General features: G+C 59.8%; 16 protein-coding genes. 3 read left to right on the top strand and 13 right to left on the bottom strand.

What is annotated here, in order from left to right; translation table 11 throughout:
- Nucleotides 1–88: 88 nt before the first annotated feature.
- The 7 genes from AC2FH6_RS15490 to AC2FH6_RS15460 form a co-directional block, all read right to left on the bottom strand.
- The gene (locus AC2FH6_RS15490) at nt 89–1,102 is read right to left on the bottom strand and encodes a P1 family peptidase (protein WP_496692793.1); all 1,014 of its coding nucleotides are present in this window, start codon (nt 1,100–1,102) and stop codon (nt 89–91) included.
- A gap of 82 nt (nt 1,103–1,184) precedes the next feature.
- Nucleotides 1,185–1,931, bottom strand: coding sequence for an SDR family oxidoreductase (locus AC2FH6_RS15485; protein ID WP_496703462.1), 747 nt, complete (start codon nt 1,929–1,931; stop codon nt 1,185–1,187).
- Between the two features lie 59 nt (nt 1,932–1,990).
- Nucleotides 1,991–2,410, bottom strand: a complete 420-nt coding sequence (gene arfB / locus AC2FH6_RS15480; RefSeq protein ID WP_142638575.1) for an alternative ribosome rescue aminoacyl-tRNA hydrolase ArfB — start codon at nt 2,408–2,410, stop codon at nt 1,991–1,993.
- Between the two features lie 262 nt (nt 2,411–2,672).
- Nucleotides 2,673–3,317 (bottom strand): queuosine precursor transporter, encoded by a 645-nt coding sequence (locus AC2FH6_RS15475; protein WP_496703461.1) that lies wholly within the window; start codon nt 3,315–3,317, stop codon nt 2,673–2,675.
- A 91-nt stretch (nt 3,318–3,408) separates the two neighbouring features.
- Entirely contained in the window at nt 3,409–4,293 is an 885-nt protein-coding gene (locus tag AC2FH6_RS15470) for an esterase-like activity of phytase family protein (protein WP_496703458.1), read from the bottom strand.
- Nucleotides 4,266–5,129, bottom strand: a complete 864-nt coding sequence (mepA, locus tag AC2FH6_RS15465) for a penicillin-insensitive murein endopeptidase (RefSeq protein ID WP_496692797.1) — start codon at nt 5,127–5,129, stop codon at nt 4,266–4,268. Before mepA ends, AC2FH6_RS15470 begins: the two co-directional genes overlap by 28 nt.
- The gene (locus tag AC2FH6_RS15460; RefSeq protein WP_496703457.1) at nt 5,126–6,493 is read right to left on the bottom strand and encodes an MFS transporter; all 1,368 of its coding nucleotides are present in this window, start codon (nt 6,491–6,493) and stop codon (nt 5,126–5,128) included. The genes mepA and AC2FH6_RS15460 overlap by 4 nt, the downstream gene beginning before the upstream one ends.
- Nucleotides 6,494–6,626: 133 nt before the next feature.
- Between AC2FH6_RS15460 and AC2FH6_RS15455 the strand changes: the two genes are divergently transcribed.
- The 3 genes from AC2FH6_RS15455 (at nt 6,627) to yaaA (ending at nt 9,867) form a co-directional block, all read left to right on the top strand.
- Nucleotides 6,627–6,914 carry a YggT family protein gene (locus tag AC2FH6_RS15455; RefSeq protein WP_496703455.1) on the top strand — a complete coding sequence of 96 codons (288 nt, stop codon included), beginning with the start codon at nt 6,627–6,629 and terminating at the stop codon, nt 6,912–6,914.
- An 88-nt stretch (nt 6,915–7,002) separates the two neighbouring features.
- Nucleotides 7,003–9,042, top strand: a complete 2,040-nt coding sequence (gene recQ / locus AC2FH6_RS15450) for a DNA helicase RecQ (protein ID WP_496703453.1) — start codon at nt 7,003–7,005, stop codon at nt 9,040–9,042.
- A 33-nt stretch (nt 9,043–9,075) separates the two neighbouring features.
- Nucleotides 9,076–9,867 (top strand): peroxide stress protein YaaA, encoded by a 792-nt coding sequence (yaaA, locus tag AC2FH6_RS15445; RefSeq protein WP_496703451.1) that lies wholly within the window; start codon nt 9,076–9,078, stop codon nt 9,865–9,867.
- Here the strand turns inward: yaaA and AC2FH6_RS15440 are convergent.
- The 6 genes from AC2FH6_RS15440 to AC2FH6_RS15415 all read right to left on the bottom strand — a co-directional run bounded on the left by AC2FH6_RS15440 (nt 9,837) and on the right by AC2FH6_RS15415 (nt 19,515).
- Nucleotides 9,837–10,298: a VOC family protein gene (locus AC2FH6_RS15440; protein ID WP_496703450.1), complete on the bottom strand. Its 462-nt coding sequence runs from the start codon at nt 10,296–10,298 to the stop codon at nt 9,837–9,839. The genes yaaA and AC2FH6_RS15440 overlap by 31 nt on opposite strands.
- A gap of 9 nt (nt 10,299–10,307) precedes the next feature.
- A complete protein-coding gene (locus tag AC2FH6_RS15435) occupies nt 10,308–12,524 on the bottom strand; it encodes a response regulator (protein ID WP_496703448.1) in 2,217 nt (738 codons plus the stop codon).
- 313 nt (nt 12,525–12,837) lie between these two features.
- Nucleotides 12,838–14,880, bottom strand: a complete 2,043-nt coding sequence (locus AC2FH6_RS15430; RefSeq protein ID WP_496703446.1) for a hypothetical protein — start codon at nt 14,878–14,880, stop codon at nt 12,838–12,840.
- Nucleotides 14,877–17,639 (bottom strand): DUF4159 domain-containing protein, encoded by a 2,763-nt coding sequence (locus AC2FH6_RS15425; protein ID WP_496703444.1) that lies wholly within the window; start codon nt 17,637–17,639, stop codon nt 14,877–14,879. Before AC2FH6_RS15425 ends, AC2FH6_RS15430 begins: the two co-directional genes overlap by 4 nt.
- Complete coding sequence (locus tag AC2FH6_RS15420) at nt 17,636–18,511, bottom strand: DUF58 domain-containing protein (RefSeq protein WP_496697902.1); 876 nt, start codon at nt 18,509–18,511, stop codon at nt 17,636–17,638. Before AC2FH6_RS15420 ends, AC2FH6_RS15425 begins: the two co-directional genes overlap by 4 nt.
- The gene (locus AC2FH6_RS15415; protein ID WP_496703442.1) at nt 18,508–19,515 is read right to left on the bottom strand and encodes an AAA family ATPase; all 1,008 of its coding nucleotides are present in this window, start codon (nt 19,513–19,515) and stop codon (nt 18,508–18,510) included. The genes AC2FH6_RS15420 and AC2FH6_RS15415 overlap by 4 nt, the downstream gene beginning before the upstream one ends.
- Nucleotides 19,516–19,544 lie beyond the last annotated feature (29 nt).

Here is a 19,544-nt window from a genome sequence, read left to right as displayed (position 1 = left end):
TGCACAGAAAGGACCTCTGGCGCAGCAGAGAGTCAACGCGCAGATTGCCGCGCGATGGCACTGTGTCACAGCCGGGATCGGGTCGTCCTTAACTTAAGTCATGTACGTCTGCCCAACAGGGCAGAAGATCGCCTGCACTGGGTGACGCCAGATAAATCGCACGGGCGATCGCCCGCGACAGGCAAACCGAGGCTGCATGCGCGATCATAGGCAGCACGCTTGGGTCAACAGCTTGACCGGAGGTGCTGATGCCGAAAACCAGATCACCATCTTGTGAAGTATGCGCAGGCACAATCGCGCGAGCGATGCCATCATGAGCTGTCACCGCCAGGCGGTGGCACTGTGTCTTGGTTAACGCTGCATCAGTTGCGACAATTGCAATGGCCGTGTTGGCCCGGTCCGGGTCAACCTGCCCCATAGCTAGAGCTTTGCGGCTTTGCTGAATCTGTGCTTGACCCGATGAGAGGTCTGGCCCCAGGCCGCCAAATTCGTTGTCGATCTCGAATGGCGCCGCCCAAAAGTGGCGATCCCCAGGTGTCGTGACGCTGCCGACCGGATTGGCTGCCACAAGCGCGCCTACAGTGATGCCGTCGTCCAGAACCAACGATGCAGAACCCAGGCCACCTTTTTGCATAGCCGCCAATGCGCCGGTTCCTGCCCCGACTGAACCGAGCGCAAAACGTTCTGCGGCAGCGTGGTAGGCTGCCTTTCCGAGAGCGCGGTATGGATTCTCGGACCAAGTTTTATCGCCGCCATTGAGTAAATCGAACAGAATTGCTCCCGGCACGATGGGCACAATCGCATTCCCGACAGCAAAGCCGCGCCCGTCGGCCCGCAAACCATCCGTAACCCCTGAGCAGGCGTCCAACCCGAAAGCCGAGCCACCAGACAGCACGATCGCATCGATTTGATCAACGGTTTTATCCGGTGCCAACAAGTCAGTTTCACGCGTGCCCGGCGCGCCCCCCATTACATGGACAGAAGCAACAAAGGGTTTGTCCGCTGTCAGAACAGTTGTGCCCGATTTCAACGCCTCGTCCTGCGCGTTGCCGACCTTCAGCCCTGGGACATCGGTGATCAGGTTTTTGGATCCGGGAGTCATCGAAACCTCTGACGTTGGGCAGGGAAGCGCGCCTCGGCGCGCTGCCTCTGGCGGAGATATTTTGAGCCAAATGAAGTCCGGATCAAATGCATCGGCCCCCGTCCACTTCGAGCGTGGTGCCCGTAATCATACTGGCTTCATCCGAGCACAGAAAGCAGGCGGCGTTGGCCATGTCTTCGGGAGTCGAGAAGCGACCCAATGGGATGGTCGACAGGAATTTGGCGCGAATCTCGGGGGTGTCTTCGCCCATGAAGGATTTCAGCAATGGGGTTTCGCCCGCAACGGGGCAGATCGCGTTGACACGCACGCCGGACGGGGCGAGTTCCACCGCCATGGTTTTGGTTGCGGTGATCATCCAACCCTTGGACGCGTTATACCAGTTCAGGTTGGGGCGCGGGGACAGCCCGGCGGTTGAGGCGACGTTCAAGATCGCCCCGGTTCCGCGTGCCTTCATCATCGGCACAAAGGCGCGGGCGGTCAGATAGACGGATTTCATGTTCACGTTGAAGACACGGTCGAAATCCTCTTCGGAGACGTCTTCTAGCGGTGTAGGCAGATGGGTCACTCCGGCATTGTTGACCAGGATGTCGAGCCTGCTAAAGGCGTCGTGGGCGGTGTCCGCCATTTCCTGAACCGATGCCGTGCTGGCCACATCAACCTGCTGCGCGATGGCCTGCGCGCCCAGCGTTTCTGCCATTTCGCGGGCCGCAGCGCCGTTGATATCCGCGATCATAACGCGTGCGCCCTCTGCATTGAACTTCTGCGCGATACCGGCCCCGAACCCGGACGCGCCGCCTGTTACGATTGCGGTTTTTCCCTCCAACCTCATAGCTTTGCCTCCTTGTCGCCTGTCAGGGCAGAGTAGCAAGGCGCAAAGAAGTTACCAGATCAATCTTCGTCGACCCTGCCGCGCAGAGATTTGACATCCGAACGGGCCTTTTTGGCGGCCAATCGACGTTTGACCGAGCCATAGGTGGGCTTGGTGGCGATACGCCGTTTGGGTTTGACCAGCGCGCGGGTGATCAGTTCAGCCAATCGCACCCGCGCAATCTCGCGGTTGCGGGCCTGGCTACGCGTTTCCTCGCACTGGATGATGATCGCGCCCTCTTTGGTCCAGCGCCGCCCAGCCAACCGTTTCAGCCGCGCCTTGACCGGATCAGGCAGTGAGGGCGAGCGCGCCGCTTCGAACCGCAACTCGACTGCGGTCGAAACCTTGTTCACGTTCTGCCCGCCAGGGCCGGAAGAGCGCACAAAGCTTTCGGTCATTTCCCAGTCTTGCAGGGTGATATCGTCATTGATCCGCAACATGGGGCGGACCTTACAAGTGCTGCGCGGAAACAAAAAGGGCCGCCCTAGCAGGACGGCCCTTCGAAAGTTCAGGAGGTTGGGTCGGTTAGATCAATCGACCAGCCGGAGCGAGCGCTCCGCCAAGGGCTGCCCTAACGGGCGATCCCCCCGGTTGTTCCAACACCTCTCTCCAATCTCTTTCTCGACACTGGATCACCTCCTTTTCTATCTGTTGCGGTTAACTAGGATGGTGACACAAGCTGTGCCATTCTCAAAGCGTTTTTTACACGGGCTGCGCGGTCAGGCGCGCAACGATCACCTTGAAGGGGATCAGCGCCACCAGCGCCAGCGACAGTTTCACCAGCCAGTCGGCAAAGGCCAGCGTGACCCACAGGGGTGCCATCGGGCCAGACAGCATGAAGGGAACAGGCTCCCACGCCCAGCCGATCGCAGCGTCTGCATTGGCGCCAAAGATCGCGATCGAGGCGGAAAAGGCGATGGTGAAGAACAGCGCGGTGTCCAGTGCGGACCCAACCAGGGTTGAGACCAGCGGCGCGCGCCACCAGCGCCCCCCGCGCATGGCGTTGAACACGGTGACGTCGGTCAGCTGCGCGATCAAGAACGCGGTTCCCGAGGCCACGGCGATCCGCAGCGGGACAGCGGCATAGGTGAACCCATCCCCCTGCAGCATGATCTGGCTGCCGATCAGCGAACAGATGATGCCGGTGACAAACCCGGCCAACACGACCTTGCGGGCGGTGGCCACGCCATAGACGCGGTTCATGATGTCGGTGACCAGAAAGGCCAGCGGATAGGTGAAAGCACCCCAGGTCAACAGCCCGTCAAGGATCAGGAACTGGACCAGAATGTTCGAAGCCACAACGATGGTGGCCATGGCAAGAATGCCGGGAATAAAAGCGCGTTGCATATTTTGATGCCCGTTTTGACAAGGTAGCGGCGACTTGGCCAAGGGACCGTCCCAAGGCAAGCCGTGCGTTTAGACCTTTGTTTCAGGCCTGTCAATCGGGCAGCAGATATTCCACCAGTTCCGTCCGCTGAAGGGCCAGAAAATTGTCATCCGAAATCATCGTAACCCGCAACCTTCCCTGATCGTCACGCCAGACCGACAGGCCTTCGAGGTTGTCATGCGTCCCACGCGCGGTTTGCAGCAAGATCTCTTCGGATTGCGGTGTGTCACCATTCAGCTCCCAACGCCTGAGCTGCGACCGAAAGCCTGTCAGGGACACCGATCGTTCCAGCACATAGAACCGCCCGTCGGGGCCGAAATCCGCGGCCACTGGCAGGAACTTGCCCCGTTGCGGCAGGACAAAAGGTGTCGACCACGACTGACCATCCCAACGATATACCGGTATGTCCCCCGATACGGTACGGCTCTTTTCGGTCAGGGTGTACAGCCGTCCAAGCCCGTCAATGGCCAGTGCCTCGAACGAGCCGTTATGGTCAAGAACCTCAAAGGCTTTGGGGCGTGGCAGAACCTGCGCCGGGCCGGTCGGGTTGGGGTAATAGGCCACCCGGTGCACCCCCTCGAATGAGATATAGACCCCACCGTCAGGGGCGATTGCCAAGCCTTCGGAATCGCCAGCGGTGCCCACCAGAACCTTGCCGGTGCTGGACAGGATGGGCCAGTGCCGCTGGATCTCGATGCCAGTAATCTCATCCTCGTTTCGATCAATACGAGCGTCCAACATCGTTGCGCGATCACTCAGCGCGATCATGCGGGTGCCACCGTCAAAGATGTGAATTCCGGAATATCCGCCGAACCAATCCGCCTGATGTCGCCAGGCAAAATTGTTCAGCAAAGCGGCAGACTTTACCCCCTCCGCCCAGACCATTCCTGTCAGCAGCAGCGCCGCGATCAGTTGGATTGCAAGACGTTTGTGCATTGCTTGGGCAGATCGGCCATCCGGTATTCGCGTCGCTTCTTGGGTGCTGGCGCGTTTGGATCGGGCGGTGGCGGGTTGAGGATGTTGTTCACCCATTGCTGTGCTTCGGCGCAACCATCACCCTTGGGCGGCGGATCCTGGTTCACGCAGCCGCTTGATCCTCTGGGGCAGGCCAGCCGCACGTGGAAATGATAGTGATGGCCCCACCATGGCCGGATTTTACGCAGGTAAGCGCGGTTGCCCTTTTCGTCGTTGCACATCTGCACCTTGGCCCCGGGAAAGACGAAAATCCGCGCCACACGCTTGTCCTTTGCCGCCGCACGCAGGACGGCGTGATGCTGTTTGGACCAGTTGCCGTTGACGAAGGCGCCATTGGAACGGCGCAGGGAAATCGAAGAGATATTCTCGCGCGCCTTGCGGGAAAGACGCATGTTGTCACCTGGCAGCATCCAGATATCGATGTCCAGACCCAGCTGGTGGCTGCGGTGGCCCGATGTCATCGGCCCGCCGCGTGGCTGGCTGATATCGCCTATATAGAGACCATTCCATCCTGACTGCTTGGCCGCAAACCGGCTCAGATCCTGGACATAGTCGATCGCCTGCGGATGGCCCCAGTTGCGGTTGCGTGACAGGCGCATAGCCTGCCATGTGGGTCCGGTTTCGGGCAGTTGTACCGCCCCCGCCGCACAGCCGCGCGAATAACTGCCGAAAGCGGCCGGTTTTTGTTGTGAACTTTGCTTTTGGCCTCCGAATAACTGCTTGGCCAGCGGCTCGGAACCTGCGGTACCGGCGAATGTGATTGCGGCAATGACCGCGAAAAAACGTAATAAAATCATCTGCTCTGATCCCCTTCCGGTTTCACCCAGCGCATTAGGAACAGTCCCAGAATAAACAACAGAACTATGGGTGACACCCCCAGTCGCGCACTACCGGTCACGGTTGTGGCAATCCCGATCAACAACGGGGCCGCAAATGCGGTGGCGCGGCCGGACAAGCCATACAGGCCAAAGCTCTCGACCGGGGCAGCGGGATCGGTGTGGCGCACCATCAGAGAACGGCTGGCCGATTGTAGGATACCCCCCATGCCGCCGATCAGAACACCACAACCAAAGAACACCAGATCCGGCAGGCCCGACCCTTCGGGCAGGGTGATTCCGTAGATCTGGGTCCGGTCCATCATCACGACGGTGATACAGACAAAGATCAGCACCCAGATCGCAACCAGAATGACAGGTTTGGGGCCGTATTTCTTGTCCAGCTTGCCGCCAAGCCAGGCAAAGGCTGCCGCAGCCAGAACGCTGACAATCCCGAATACGCCGATCTTGATCAGATCCCATTCCAGCACCAGCCCCGCATAAACCCCGCCAAAGATATACAGCCCGTTCAATGCGTCTCGATAGAACATGGACGAGCCCAGATAGCTGGCCAGACTGACGCGATTGCGCAGGTTAGAGACTGATTTGACCAGCAGCTGCAGCGCCTCTTTGACGCTGCCTTTCTTTTCGACATCTGGATCGTCGCGCACCCACAGGAAATAGGGGATCATGAACAGAATGAACCACACGGCGGTGAACGGCCCGACAAATCGCGTGCCTTCGCGTGCTGCGGCGTCCAGACCCAAGACAGGGTCCATTTCGATCAGGGTCTTGCCGTTCCCCTGTTCCACAAACAGGGCCAGCATGATCGCCAGTGAGATCAGCCCGCCGAAATAGCCAAAGGCAAAGCCCGAACCCGATATCTCGCCCACCTCACTGTCATCACCCAGATCGGGCAGCTGAGAATTGGCGAAGATCAGCGCGTATTCCGCCCCGACAAAACCCAGGCCAAAGGCCGACAGCATCAGCCACATGTTTGACCCGTCCGGCAACGTGTACCACAGCGCAGCAGAGCCCACCGCGTACATGATGGAAAAGCCGAATATCCATGGTATACGACGGCCCGAAACATCCGCCATCGCCCCCATCAGCGGGGCACCGAAGGCGATGATCAGCCCCACGATGGTCATGCAGTTCGCCCACACCGTCTGCGCCCGTGCGTCTGCGGCATCGGCGCCCAGACCGGCGTTCAGATAATACTCGGCGGCTACTCCGGCAAAATAGGGCCCAAAAACAAAGGTCACCAACAGCGTGTGATAGGGCTGACTTGCCCAGTCGAAGAACCACCAGCCCCAGATGCGTTTGCGCTTGGAAATCTCTGCCATACCTGCCCCGTTTTTTATTGTTGGCGTCATAAGACGGGGCTTTGGTTCAATTCGCAAGCGTTCTGTTGGCGCGGACTTGCTCTTTTGCGTGCTAACTACTACCTCTCGCGTAACAAACTCGGAGTTCACGAATATGATGGCAATTTACGGTCCCTTGATGCTTGTCCTTAGCATTGTCTACTGGTTTGTCATCATTCACGTGATCATGAGCTGGCTAATCAACTTTCAGGTTTTGAACCTTCATCAACAGGTGGTTGCTCAGATTTGGTATGGAATCAACAAGATCCTAGAACCAATTTACCGGCCGATCCGCCGGATTATGCCCGACCTCGGTGGGATCGACCTGACGCCTCTTGTGGTATTGGTGATTGTCATCTCACTGCAGAATTACATCCTGCCAACGATCTTCGGATTCATGTGAGCGGGTGTTCCCTCTTGTTCAGTGAATCTTAGTATGTGATTGTCCTGTCTTAAGAGCAGATAAACCTTAAAACAGGGCACCCCCGCACATGTTTGACGCCGCGCCTTTGCTGCGAGATGTCTTTGGATTCGACGACTTCCGTCCCGGTCAGGAAGAGATCGTCGATGCCGTCACGCTGGGCGAAAACGTGCTGGCCATCATGCCCACGGGCGGTGGCAAATCCCTGTGTTTCCAACTGCCTGCGCTGATGCGCGATGGGGTCACGGTGGTGATCTCTCCGCTGATTGCCCTGATGCGCGATCAGGTGCGCGGCTTGCAGGAAGCAGGCGTCGAGGCCGGCGCGCTAACATCCGGCAATACCCCCGAAGAAACCGATGCTGTGTGGGAAGCGTTGGAGTCCGGACGGCTCAAGCTGCTGTACATGGCTCCCGAACGTCTGGCCGCCGGATCGGCGCTGGGCATGTTGCGGCGGATCAATGTCAGCCTGATTGCGGTGGACGAGGCGCATTGCGTCAGTCAATGGGGCCATGATTTCCGCCCCGACTACCTTCGGATCGGAGAGCTGCGACGTGCGCTGGATGTGCCTTTGGCCGCTTTCACCGCCACAGCAGATGCGGAAACGCAGGACGAGATTGTCGAAAAGCTGTTTGACGGTACGGCCCCGCGCAAATTTCTGCGCGGGTTCGACCGGCCCAACATCCACCTGGCCTTTGCCGCCAAGGATGGGCCCCGCAAACAGATCCTGGATTTTGCCGCCGCGCGCAAAACCCAATCCGGCATTGTCTATTGCGGCACTCGTAACAAGACCGAGGTTCTGGCACAGGCCCTGCGTGCCGAAGGCCACACCGCCTGTCACTATCACGGCGGCATGGATCCCGAGGATCGCCGCATCGTCGAGACCCGCTTTGCGCGCGAGGATGGTCTGATCGTGGTGGCCACGGTTGCCTTTGGCATGGGCATAGACAAGCCCGATATCCGCTGGGTCGCCCATGCGGACCTGCCCAAATCCATCGAAGCTTATTATCAGGAAATCGGCCGCGCCGGGCGTGATGGCGCCCCGGCAGAAACCCTGACCCTGTTTGGGGCAGATGACATTCGCCTGCGCCGGTCACAGATAGACGAGGGGCTTGCTCCCTCTGACCGGCGGATGGCCGATCACGCCCGTTTGAACGCCCTGCTTGGCCTGGCCGAGGCGCTGGCCTGCCGCCGTCAGACTTTGCTGGGTTATTTCGGTGAACAGACCGAACCCTGTGGCAAATGCGATCTGTGTGACAGCCCGCCGGAAGTGTTCGATGGCACCACCCCGGTTCGTATGGCCCTGTCCGCGATCCTGCGCACCGAGGAATGGTTCGGCGCAGGCCATCTGATCGACATCCTGCTGGGCAACGAGACCGACAAGATCCGCGCCCGCCGCCATGATGCGCTGTCCACCTATGGTATCGGCAAGGACTGGTCGCGCCCGCAATGGCAGGCGATCTTTCGGCAGATGATGGGCCATGATCTGGTCCGTCCTGATCCCGACCGCCACGGTGCGCTGCGCATGACTGAGGCCGCCAAGCCGATCCTGAAAGGCGAGGCGCAGATCAACCTGCGTAAGGACACGATCCGCAAAGCAACCCGTCGGCCTGCAGTCAAAGAGATGGTATCCGAAGAAGACGCACCGCTGCTGAGCGCACTGAAGGCGAAACGCCGTGCGCTGGCCGAATCCGCGCGGGTCCCGGCCTATGTTATTTTTCCCGATCGCACCCTGATCGAAATGGCGGAAACCCGCCCTGCAACGCTGGACGATATGGCCCGGATCAGCGGGATCGGTGCTAAAAAGCTGGAACGCTACGGGGCCACGTTTCTGGAGGTTCTGACCGGCGCGGTCGAAGAACTGCACCCGGCCCGCCGCAAACTGGCCGGGCGCGATCAGGGCGAGATTTACGACCGCCTGCTCGAAGTTCAGTCGCAACTGTCGCGCGGCCCTGATGGAATCGACAAGCCGCTGACCTGTACCGCCTCGCAACTGGCAAAGGTGGCGCAGTTGCGATCAGACGACCCGCGCGCCATCGAACAGGTTCTGGGTGACCGCCGTCACGAAAGGTTTGGCGCCGCCTTTCTGGACGTGCTGCGTATGGCAAGCTAGATACCCACCAACAGGCAAGAAACGAGGGCGACTATGCTGGTAGTGATTTCCCCGGCCAAACGGCTGGATTGGGCAGAACGGAATGTTGAGGTCACGCAACCCGACTTTCAGGATGACGCGATCCGCCTGTCGAAAACCGCCCGCAATCTGACATTGGGCGACCTGAAAAAGCTGATGGATCTGAGCGAAGATCTGGCCCGCCTGAACCGCGACCGTTATCGCGCCTTTTCGGACGCCCCCGATGCTGTGGCGACACGCCCGGCCGCACTGGCCTTTGCCGGAGACACCTATCAGGGGCTCGAAGCGACTTCGCTGGATGCGGAAGAGATGGCCTGGGCCCAGGATCACCTGCGTATCCTGTCCGGACTATATGGCATATTGCGTCCGCTGGACGCCATTCAGCCCTATCGGCTTGAGATGGGCAGTAGGCTGAAGACCCGGCGCGGCAAGAACCTGTACGATTATTGGCGCGACCAACTAAGCAAGGCGCTAAACGCTCAGGCAGCCGGGATCGGTAGCGATGTGCTGTTGAATTGCGCCAGTCAGGAATATTTCGGTGCAGTAGACCCCAAAGCGCTGAAATTACGGGTCATCACGCCGGTCTTCATGGAAGACAAGGGCGGCACACCAAAGATCGTCAGCTTCTTTGCCAAAAAGGCACGCGGGGCGATGGCACGCTATGTCATTCAACACCGTCTGTCCGATCCCGCCAGCCTGACAGAGTTCGACTCGGGCGGCTATGAATACCGCCCCGACCTGTCAGAGAACGACAAGCCGGTCTTTATCCGGCCCTATCAGGCCTCAGCCAGCATCGACGGGTCGTAAGAGACCAGTTCAACTGTGTTGCCTTCCGGGTCTTCGGTGAAAATTCCGCGCCAACCAACCCATCCGAACTGCTCGACGCGATAGGGTTGGCCGATCTTGTCATACCAACTCGTGACCGCCGGCTGCTCGTCGAAGGGCAGCGACAATGCGATATGATGCAGCGACGATCCCGCTCCTGTTACGGGACCTTCTGCACCGGCCCGATGTTGCCCCGGTCGTGGCGCGGTGCTGTGGTGAAACAGGGCCAGAACTTGCGTATGGCCGCCAAACCCCTCGGCTATCCGGAAGAAGGTTATAGCGCTGTCATGGTCACCGCTCAGACGCTGCAGGCCGATCACCTGTTCATAGAACTGCACCATAGCGGCCATATCTGCGCAGCGAATGGCAATCTCGCCCAGCGCGCGGGGGTGAAATCCACGGTCATCAGTCATGTCGGCAGCCTAGAACGCTCGGGTTTCGTCATCAAGAACCGGTTGCGTTCCGTCTGGCCGATGGTCAAGGATCATCTGGTGGATTTTCTGTTTTTGCAGCGGTTTGGTCAGGTAGTAGTCCAATCCAGCCGATAAAATACCCTGATCATCTCCGCTCATTGCATGTGCGGTCAGGGCTACGATCGGGACGTGCTGATTGGTTTCAACCTCGCGGCGGCGGATTTCACCTGTGGCCTGTTTACCATCCATTCCGGGCATCGAGATATCCATGAATATCAAATCCGGGTCGAATTCCAGATGGGCGGCGACCGCCTCAAGCCCGTTGCCCGCAAAGCGAAGATCAATGTTCAGATCCTTGACCATTTTGCGCAGGATCAGCTGGTTGGTCTTGTTGTCCTCAGCAGCCAGAACCCGCATGAGCCTTTGATCCCCGGCAATCGGTCTGACCTGCGCAACCGTTGGGTTTTGCGTGTCGGAACCATTCGATATCGAATCCGCTGATCGTCCCAGAGCGGTCAGACGTGTATATAATTCTGAACGAGGGATCGGCTTTTGCAACACTCCGTCAATGAGCTGGCAGGCCGGATGAGCATGAATCACGCCGGGATTGGCTGACATGACCACGACAGAGGTATCCGTCCACCCCCGGCCCTTTATCGTGGCCGCCAAATCCAGCCCGTCCATGTCCGGCAGATCGTGATCGCACAGCACCAGATCTACCGTGTCATCAAGCGTAGCCAGCGCCTCGGTTCCGGTGGTACATTCGGTAACCTTGGCACCTAGGCGACCAAGTTGCTTTGACAGGATCGCTCGATTGACAGCCAGATCTTCAACCACGACCACATGGCGCAGACATCCTTCCAGATTCGGGGGGGCGGGTTGCGGACCTTCGACCGTCGGCAGCGTTATCCGAAATCCAAAACAGGACCCCTGGCCCGGCTCGCTTTCGACCCAGATGGCACCGTCCATCAATTTGATCAGTCGTTTGGTGATGGCCAGACCCAACCCGGTCCCTTCAAACTGTCGGTTTTGTTCATCCTCGACCTGATTGAATTCACCAAAGATATGCGCCGCTTTATCCTCGGCGATACCGATACCCGTATCTTCTATGGCAACATGAATATCACAGGCCTGGGCCTCCGCGCGGGGGACCCCCGTGACGCGGATCAAGACATGCCCTTCCGCCGTGAACTTGACCGCGTTGCCTACCAGATTGGTCAAGACCTGACGCACCCGGCCCGGATCGCCCACGAACAGGGTTGGCAAAAACAGGTCATAGTCGACTAAAAGGCTTAAACCCTTGTCACGAACACTGGGCTGCAGCAGCATCGCCACCTCAAGGATACAGCGTTCGAAATCGAACTGTTCGGGGTGCAAGACCAGCTTATCCGCCTCAATCTTCGAGTAATCCAGAACATCGTTGATGATCACCAGCAAGGCTTCACCGGAATTGCGGATCGTGTTGAGATAGAGCCGTTGTTCTTCATCCAGCGCGGTTTCGGTCATCAACTCGGTCATGCCAACAATACCGTTCATGGGCGTGCGGATTTCATGGCTCATATTGGCCAGGAATGCAGATTTCGCGCGGTTTGCGGCCTCGGCCCGTTCGCGCGCAGCGGTCAGTTCGGCCTGATGCCGGACCGAGGCGGTTATATCAAGCGCAAGGCTGACCACATCGCCACCGCCACCGCGTTGATCAATCAGCTTGATATAGAGCCCGTTCCACAGTTTGACGATTTCTGACGGCGGGTTGGACAACTTCCAACGGGCCAGCATCCTGGCGCGCCAATCATCCTGTGTCTCGTCGACGGTATCAATCAGACCCTCCTGCGTGAGGGTTTCCAGAATTCTGCCATAGCTGATACCGGGCGCTACTTCATCCAGCCCCTCAAACAGGCTGAAATATGAGGCATTTGCCCCGATCAACCGGCTCTCTTCGTCGAAGAATGCAAACCCGTCTGGGAAGGTCTGGATCGAATGCCATAGCCGTCGTTCGGCCACTTCGATCTTGGCATTGGCCAATGTCAGGTCCGATTTAACTTTTTCATTTTCATCGCGCACCGTCTCAACCTCGGCCCGCGTTTCACCAATGCGTTTAGTCAGAGCCATCGCGTGCAGGCCCAATTTCCGGTTGGCCGCTGATAGTTCGGCCTGTTTCATCTCCAGCAGACGTTCAGCGGCAAGCCGTGCGCGTCTTTCCTGTGCCAGTTTGGTTGCAAGACTCATCAAAGGTGATCCCGGTACAATCTGCCCACAGCATCCTGACAGAGCGTGAAAAAGTGTTTAAGCCGTGCCTGTTGCCACAGACCAATGGCAGGCTCAGAGGCCGCAAACGTCCAAAACTGCCTGCCTCGCCGGTACCTGCCTTTTCCTACTCAACGCAAAATCTGCGGTATCTGAATGCGCGAAAGGCGCTCAGATCAAAAAAACTGTGTGGGATTACACGACAAACCTGACGCAGCAAAGCCGGTTCAAACGGTGCTTTACCATGACATGATGCTGGTGATTGGGGCCACAATCGGCGTTGTGGTCGAATGACCTAACGCCGACCTTCACGCAGCCAACCCGCCAGAAGGAACCCACCGGCCAGCAAAAGCACCAGCCAGGGCGGTAGAACACCAGCCTGTGTTACAGAGCTGGTCTGGTAGGCATCGCGCGGGGTCAGCCCGATCCAACCGCGCCCCGATGCTGGCCGCCCAGCGCGGACATTTCGGATCGAAGGCAAACCGTCCTCGACCCGGATCACACCGCCGCGCAATTCGGCCAGAACCGGCTCAAGGATCTGATCAGTAGCAATCGTGCGCTCAAATTCTTTGGGGGCCGCAGGGCCCAACCCAATTACCGCCGAATGTTCACCCTCTTGCAGACGATAGAGGCCAATCTCGGGGCCGAAGATCTGAGCTTCGAACCGCCCCGGAGAAACTTCGTTCAGCGTCACCTCAAGTGTCTCGCCATTGGGCTGCGTGATGGTAACTGTTCCGACGTCATCCCCCAGGGTTTGACGGATGACGCGCATGATTTGACCATTTGCTTCGGCCCACAGAGCCTCTTCCTCAAGCTCGGGTTCTTTCATCATCCAATGTGCCAATCGCCGCAGCAGTTCAAGCTGCGGACCACCGCCGTCGAAGCCACGGCTCCAGAGCCAAGCGTGGTCAGAGGCCAGCATTGCCACGCGCCCCTCTCCGACCCGGTCCAGCACCAGCAGCGGCCGGTCATCGACGCCGGTCATCAGCGTTTCACCTGATCGGAACAGGACATCAACCTGGCGCAACCATGCACCCCAATGCTCGGAATCGCCCAGATCCGTGGTCACCGGGTGCCGGTGCCCCATATCTGTAACTGTGGGGACAAAGCGTTCTTCGATGACCCGCGCGGTGGGTTGCGCCGGAAGAATCGGCGCCAGCGGCGAGCGGAAGATACTGTCGGCGCTGGCAAAATCAGGACCAGCCGCAATCAGAACCGCACCACCATCATTGATGTAATTGGTGACATTCTCCAGATAGACCGCAGGCAGAATACCGCGCCGCTTATAGCGATCAAAGATGATCAGATCGAAATCGTTGATCTTTTCCAGAAACAGTTCTCGAGTCGGAAAAGCGATCAAAGACAACTCGTCCACAGGCACACCATCCTGCTTTTCAGGCGGTCGCAGGATCGTGAAATGCACCAGATCGACCGAACTGTCGGATTTCAGAAGGTTCCGCCAGGTCCGTCCACCGGGATGCGGTTCACCCGAAACCAGCAGCACCCGCAGACGGTCGCGCACACCGTTCATCTGAATCAGTGCGGTGTTGTTGCGGTCGGTCAACTCTCCTTCGACGCCGGGTACGGTAAACTGGATGACATTCCGCCCGCCATGGGACAGCTTGACCGGTAGCTCGACATCGACACCGATTGGAATGGTGAAATGCTCTGGCGCATTGCCATCAACCGAAATTTCCAAAGGCGCATTCGCAGCCGCAACAGGAACTGCGCCGCTATCCTCAACCCGCAACGTCAGCGTGACCGGCTCTCCGATAATGGCAAAAGCCGGTGCATTGCGGACGATCAGACGGCGGTCCCAGTCGCTGGCCCGCCCAGTCTGCAACAGGTGCATCGGTGCAGGCAGGTCAGGGGCCTGATCAACGTCATGCACGATCCCGTCCGAAAGCACGAGGATCCCCGCAATGCGCGCACGGGGTTCCTCGGCCAGGACTTTGTTCAGCGCAGCCATGACCTGTGTGCCCTCATCCCCATCGCTGTCACCCACCCGGATCCGGCGCAGCTCGGTATTGTCGCGCGCGTCGATCTCGGCCGCCAGTTCGGCAGCGGCCTGTGCGGTCTGTTCCGCGCGATCGGACAGGGTCTGGCTGGCGCTTTCATCCTCGATCATCACCACGATGTCGGTCAGCGGAGTGCGATCTTCGATCTGATAGACAGGCCCCGCCATGGCCGCGATCACGACCAGGGCGGCCAACCCGCGCAAGGCCCAGCCAGACAGGCCCCGCCACAGGGCTAGAACAACGCCTGATATGGCAATCGCGGCAACGACCATCAGAACGGGCCACGGAATCAGAGGGTCAAAGATAACGGTTCCGGTCATTGTCCCAACCTGTCCAGCAGCGCAGGCACATGGACCTGATCCGATTTGTAATTCCCGGTCAGCACATGCATCACCAGATTGACGCCAAACCGATTGGCCAATTCCCGCTGCCGCTCACCGGCATATCCGCGCCCGACCGGCAACAAGGCCTGCCCGTTTCGGTCGACGGCCCAGGCCCCGGCCCAGTCATTCCCGCCGATCACTACCGGTGTCACATTGTCGTTTAGGTTGCGGAACGGCATGCCGTCGATCTGTTCCGCATCCGGCGGGGCGGCTTCGACCCAAATCTCGGTACCAGCATATCGGCCCGGGAAATCCTGCAGCAAATAGAAGGCCCGCGTCAGAACATGGTCATCCGGAACAGGCTCTAACGAAGGGATATTCAGCGGGGCGGCCAGTTGTTGCAGCTTGCGGCCATTGGGGCTTGCTGCACCGAAACGCGCCACATCCGCGTCGCGCGTGTCGAACAGGATCATGCCGCCCGAGCGGAGATAGGCATTCAGCTTGGCATAGGCTTCGTCCGAGGGTTGCGGCTGTTCCGGCGTGATCGGCCAGTACAGCAGCGGGAAAAACGCCAGCTCGTCCCGTTCCAGATCAACGCCGATGGGCTCTGCCGGTTCGACCGAAGTGCGGAAGAACAAAGTTTGCGCCAAGCCACGCATCCCGGCGCCCGCGATATCGTCAACCTGCGCGTTTCCGGTCATGACATGAGCCAGTACCAGCTCTTGCGTTGCCATCAGGGCAAAATCGGTTTCCTCGGGCGTCTGAGCCTGAAGGTCAGGTGCAATCAGCAACGCACCCAGCGCCATCGCCGCGGCCCGGGCCAGCCCAAGTCGCCCCGACAACAGAAGTGACGCAATGACGTCCACCGTCAGCAAGATCAGCGCGAGGCTAAGCAAAATGCCCCCGACCGGCGTTTCGGCGCTGATTTCCTGCCCTTTGATCGGCACATCAGATGGCCAGATGGCTGGCGTCAGCACCGTATCCGCATCCAGTACATTCAGCGCCAGTTTTTGCTTGCCGCTTTCATACAGGCCCGGCCGCAGGTCCGGCCCGATTGCGCCCGAGGCCAGATCAACCCCATCGACACCGGCCAGGTTATCCGCATCCGACAAACCTCCGAACCCATCCATGACCTGCAGCGGTTCCCAGGTCGTGCCCTGTAGTTGCGATTCTTCCCGGGATTTCGCAGCCGAGGCAACGGCGAGCCGGTCCAGCATCTCGACAAACAGGCCCGAGAGGGGAAGGCTCGACCATTCGGCATCAGCGGTGACATGGAACAGCACCACCTGCCCCAACCCCAACGCCTTGCGCGTGACCAGAGGCGTGCCATCCGTCAGCGATGCAATCACCCGATCAGCCAAATTAGGGTCTGGTTGCGCCATGACCTGTGTGGTCACGGAAACATCCGGTGGCACGCGCAGCCCGTAGAAAGGAGACGTTTCGGGGAACGGAGCCAGACCTTTGGCCTCACCCCAGCTCATCGCGCCGCCGACCGAACGGCCACCGCTGCGCAGGCGCACCGGCAGCAAGGTATCCTCGACATCCCGCCCCAGATCGCTAGCGGCCATGCGCGGCCCGGCAAAGCGCAACAGCAGCCCGCCCTGTTCGACCCATTCGGTCACCGCCAGTTGTTCCGCTTCGGCCAATTTCGCCACATCCGCCAGAACAATCACATCCGGATTGGCGGGCAACACATCCATTAACCCGCCCTCGACAAAATCCGCGGTCGGGACCAAAACCTGCGTCAGATAATGTAGCGGCGACAACAGCTCTAACCCTTCACGGTTCAAACTGCCCGCAAGCAGGGCCACCTCACGCCTGCGCAGGCTGTCATCGGTCAGCGTTACGGCACCCGCCGACCGCTGGCCCTGAATCTCGAACCGGGTGATTCTGGCCCGTAGTTCCGAGGGCAGCGCCAGCTCCACCTGAGCAAGCGTTTCGCCTTCAGCAAAGACGACATTGGCGGTTTGCAGAACACGCATTGCGCCCGCCGGATCGCGCCCCTGTGCCAAAATGGTCAGGATGTTTTCTGGACCAGCAGTGGCGCGTTGGGCCGTCAGTTGAATGACACCATCCTGATAGGCGGCGGGCAGAATCGCATAAACAGGCGAGCCTGACTGGTACACGGTCACTTCCCCGCGCGATTGCAACGCAGCCAGAACCGTTGCCCGACCCGCAAATTCCAGACCGTCGCTGAACCAATATGTATCAAAGCCACCATCAAGCTGATCCAGCACATTGAGCACCTGATCCATCTGCAGCTGAGTTGGTTGCCAGGGCATCGGAGTCACCCCCGGAAGCCGACCCCGCCACGCTTCGGCGGCCTGGAAGACTGGGGCTTCCGGCTCCGTCAAGTTGAGCAAGGCCACCGTGCGTCCGGCGCGTCCGGCCTCGGTCAGCTGCGTATCAAGCTGGTCCTGAAGCGATGGCCAGCCGCTTGCACCTGCCCAGCTGGCATCCAGCACCAACAACAGCGGCCCCGAACCCACCTGATCCCGCGAGGGATTCAAAACCGGCCCGGCCAGACCGATAATGATCGCCGCCGCCGCCAGCATTCGCAACAGCAGCAGCCACCATGGTGTCCGATCCGAAACACTCTCGTCGTCCTTCAGCCCCAGCAGCAGCGTTACAGCCGGAAACATTCGCCGGATCGGCGCAGGCGGCACAGCGCGCAGGACCAGCCACAGGATGGGCAGGGTCAACAATCCCAGCAACACCCAGGGCGCGGTAAAGCCTATCCCAGCCAAAACCGTCATACTCTGCCCCCGTCCAAAGCGCGATACAGCCATAACAGAGCCGCCTGTGCGCTGTCGCCAGTGTGGTGCAGCCCCAGTTGCCATCCCGTCACCCGACACAAGCGCATCAAGGCATCCTTTCGTTCGGCAAGGCGCGCAAGATACCGGTCGCGAAGATCAGAAGCCTTGAGCGTTTCATGCCGGGCCGAGCCGCCCACGCTTTCGAAAATGGTACGCCCGCGATAGGGGAAATTCTCTTCACCGGGATCCAGCACCTGCAGGACCACCCCACGCACGCCACGATCCGCAGCTTTGGACAGTGCCAGTTCAACCTCTTCCATCGGGCCAAGAAAATCAGAGATGAACACCGCCCGCGCATGGGGGATCATGGCGCGGTGCTCGGGTGGCGCATAGTCGGCTTGATCATCCTCGGACCAGGCCTGCGCAAGCCGGATGATCTGTGCGTTGCCGCGCCGGGGCGGCAGAGTTGTGCCCGTCAGGCCCACACGCTCACCACCGCGCGCCAGCAGGATCGAAGTTGCCAGGCCCAGCAACCGCGCCCGATCCGCCTTGGTCGGCAGCGCAGCGTCCGAGGCAAAGCGCATAGACGCGCCCTGATCCACCCACAGCATCACCGATTGGGCAATCTGCCATTCGCGTTCGCGCACAAATTGTTGATCGCCACGGGCCGAGCGGCGGTGGTCGATCATCCGGCGGCTGTCGCCAACCTGTGCCGGGCGGTATTGCCAGAAATCATCGCCCATCCCGGATCGGCGACGCCCATGGTCACCCAGCAGGACGGTTCCGGCCAGATGTTCCGCCCGCGCCAACAGGGGCGGCAACCGAGATGCCTCGGCCTCGGATCTTTCACGAAGGGTCAGCCCGGCATTCACGCCGCAGCCTCGGTTCGGATCAGCCCAAGCGCGGTCGAGTCAATCAGATCAGCCAGACTGTCACCGCGCGCCCGTGCCGCAAAGTTCAGCGCCATACGATGGCTGAGGACCGGGCGGGCCATCTCAAGAACATCTTCGGCGTTGGGGGCCAGTCGCCCCTGCAACATGGCGTTGGCACGCACCGTCATCATCAACGCCTGCGCCGCGCGGGGGCCAGGGCCCCAGGCCACGGTTTCGGCCACACGATCGGACACGCCTGCTTCGCCAGGGCGGAACGCGCGGACCAGATCCAGAATCAGTTCGACCACAGACTCGCCGACCGGCATCCGGCGCAACAGAAGCTGCGCCGCCAGCAATTCCTCTTTGGTGAAAATCTGATGGGCGTCGTCTTCTTCGACACCGGTCGTGGCCAGAAGGATATCCCGCTCGGTCTGACGATCCGGGTATTCTACGTCAATCTGCACCAAAAAGCGGTCCAACTGCGCCTCGGGCAGCGGATAGGTGCCTTCTTGTTCAATCGGGTTCTGCGTGGCCAGCACGTGAAACGGCTCATCCAGCGCACGATCCTCGCCCGCAACGGTGACGGTGCGTTCCTGCATCGCTTGCAGCAAGGCCGACTGTGTGCGCGGGCTGGCGCGGTTGATCTCATCCGCCATCAGCAATTCACAGAAGATCGGGCCGGGAATGAACCGGAAGTGGCGACTGCCATCCTCGGCCGTATCCAGAACCTCGGACCCCAGAATATCAGCCGGCATCAGATCCGGCGTGAACTGGATACGGTTGCCATGCAGGCCCATCACGGTCGACAAAGTCTCAACCAGCCGGGTCTTGCCCAGCCCTGGCAATCCGATCAGCAATGCGTGCCCGCCGCATAACAGCGCGGCCAGCGTCAGATTCACGACCCGCTCTTGCCCGATAAAGCGTCGGGTGATCGAGGCCTTGGCCTCTTGCAGTTTAGTTTCCAGCGCTTCGATCTCGGATACGAGGTCGGCAGGTTCGCTCATGACTTTCCCTTCCGTGGACGAGTATGGTT

It is taken from the genome of Ruegeria sp. CDSC045 (assembly GCF_059610725.1).
Note: the sequence above shows the minus strand (reverse complement) of the source record. Positions and strands in the feature narration are given on the sequence as shown.

Excerpts from the sequence above, each read along its gene's own strand:
- AC2FH6_RS15455 (WP_496703455.1), top strand. The coding sequence starts at position 6,627 with ATGATGGCAATTTACGGTCCCTTGATGCTTGTCCTTAGCATTGTCTAC.
- arfB (WP_142638575.1), bottom strand. The coding sequence starts at position 2,410 with ATGTTGCGGATCAATGACGATATCACCCTGCAAGACTGGGAAATGACC.
- AC2FH6_RS15485 (WP_496703462.1), bottom strand. The coding sequence starts at position 1,931 with ATGAGGTTGGAGGGAAAAACCGCAATCGTAACAGGCGGCGCGTCCGGG.
- AC2FH6_RS15430 (WP_496703446.1), bottom strand. The coding sequence starts at position 14,880 with ATGACCGGAACCGTTATCTTTGACCCTCTGATTCCGTGGCCCGTTCTG.
- AC2FH6_RS15435 (WP_496703448.1), bottom strand. The coding sequence starts at position 12,524 with ATGAGTCTTGCAACCAAACTGGCACAGGAAAGACGCGCACGGCTTGCC.
- AC2FH6_RS15415 (WP_496703442.1), bottom strand. The coding sequence starts at position 19,515 with ATGAGCGAACCTGCCGACCTCGTATCCGAGATCGAAGCGCTGGAAACT.
- AC2FH6_RS15425 (WP_496703444.1), bottom strand. The coding sequence starts at position 17,639 with ATGACGGTTTTGGCTGGGATAGGCTTTACCGCGCCCTGGGTGTTGCTG.
- yaaA (WP_496703451.1), top strand. The coding sequence starts at position 9,076 with ATGCTGGTAGTGATTTCCCCGGCCAAACGGCTGGATTGGGCAGAACGG.
- AC2FH6_RS15460 (WP_496703457.1), bottom strand. The coding sequence starts at position 6,493 with ATGGCAGAGATTTCCAAGCGCAAACGCATCTGGGGCTGGTGGTTCTTC.
- AC2FH6_RS15440 (WP_496703450.1), bottom strand. The coding sequence starts at position 10,298 with ATGACTGATGACCGTGGATTTCACCCCCGCGCGCTGGGCGAGATTGCC.
- AC2FH6_RS15470 (WP_496703458.1), bottom strand. The coding sequence starts at position 4,293 with ATGCACAAACGTCTTGCAATCCAACTGATCGCGGCGCTGCTGCTGACA.
- AC2FH6_RS15490 (WP_496692793.1), bottom strand. The coding sequence starts at position 1,102 with ATGACTCCCGGATCCAAAAACCTGATCACCGATGTCCCAGGGCTGAAG.
- AC2FH6_RS15475 (WP_496703461.1), bottom strand. The coding sequence starts at position 3,317 with ATGCAACGCGCTTTTATTCCCGGCATTCTTGCCATGGCCACCATCGTT.
- mepA (WP_496692797.1), bottom strand. The coding sequence starts at position 5,129 with ATGATTTTATTACGTTTTTTCGCGGTCATTGCCGCAATCACATTCGCC.
- recQ (WP_496703453.1), top strand. The coding sequence starts at position 7,003 with ATGTTTGACGCCGCGCCTTTGCTGCGAGATGTCTTTGGATTCGACGAC.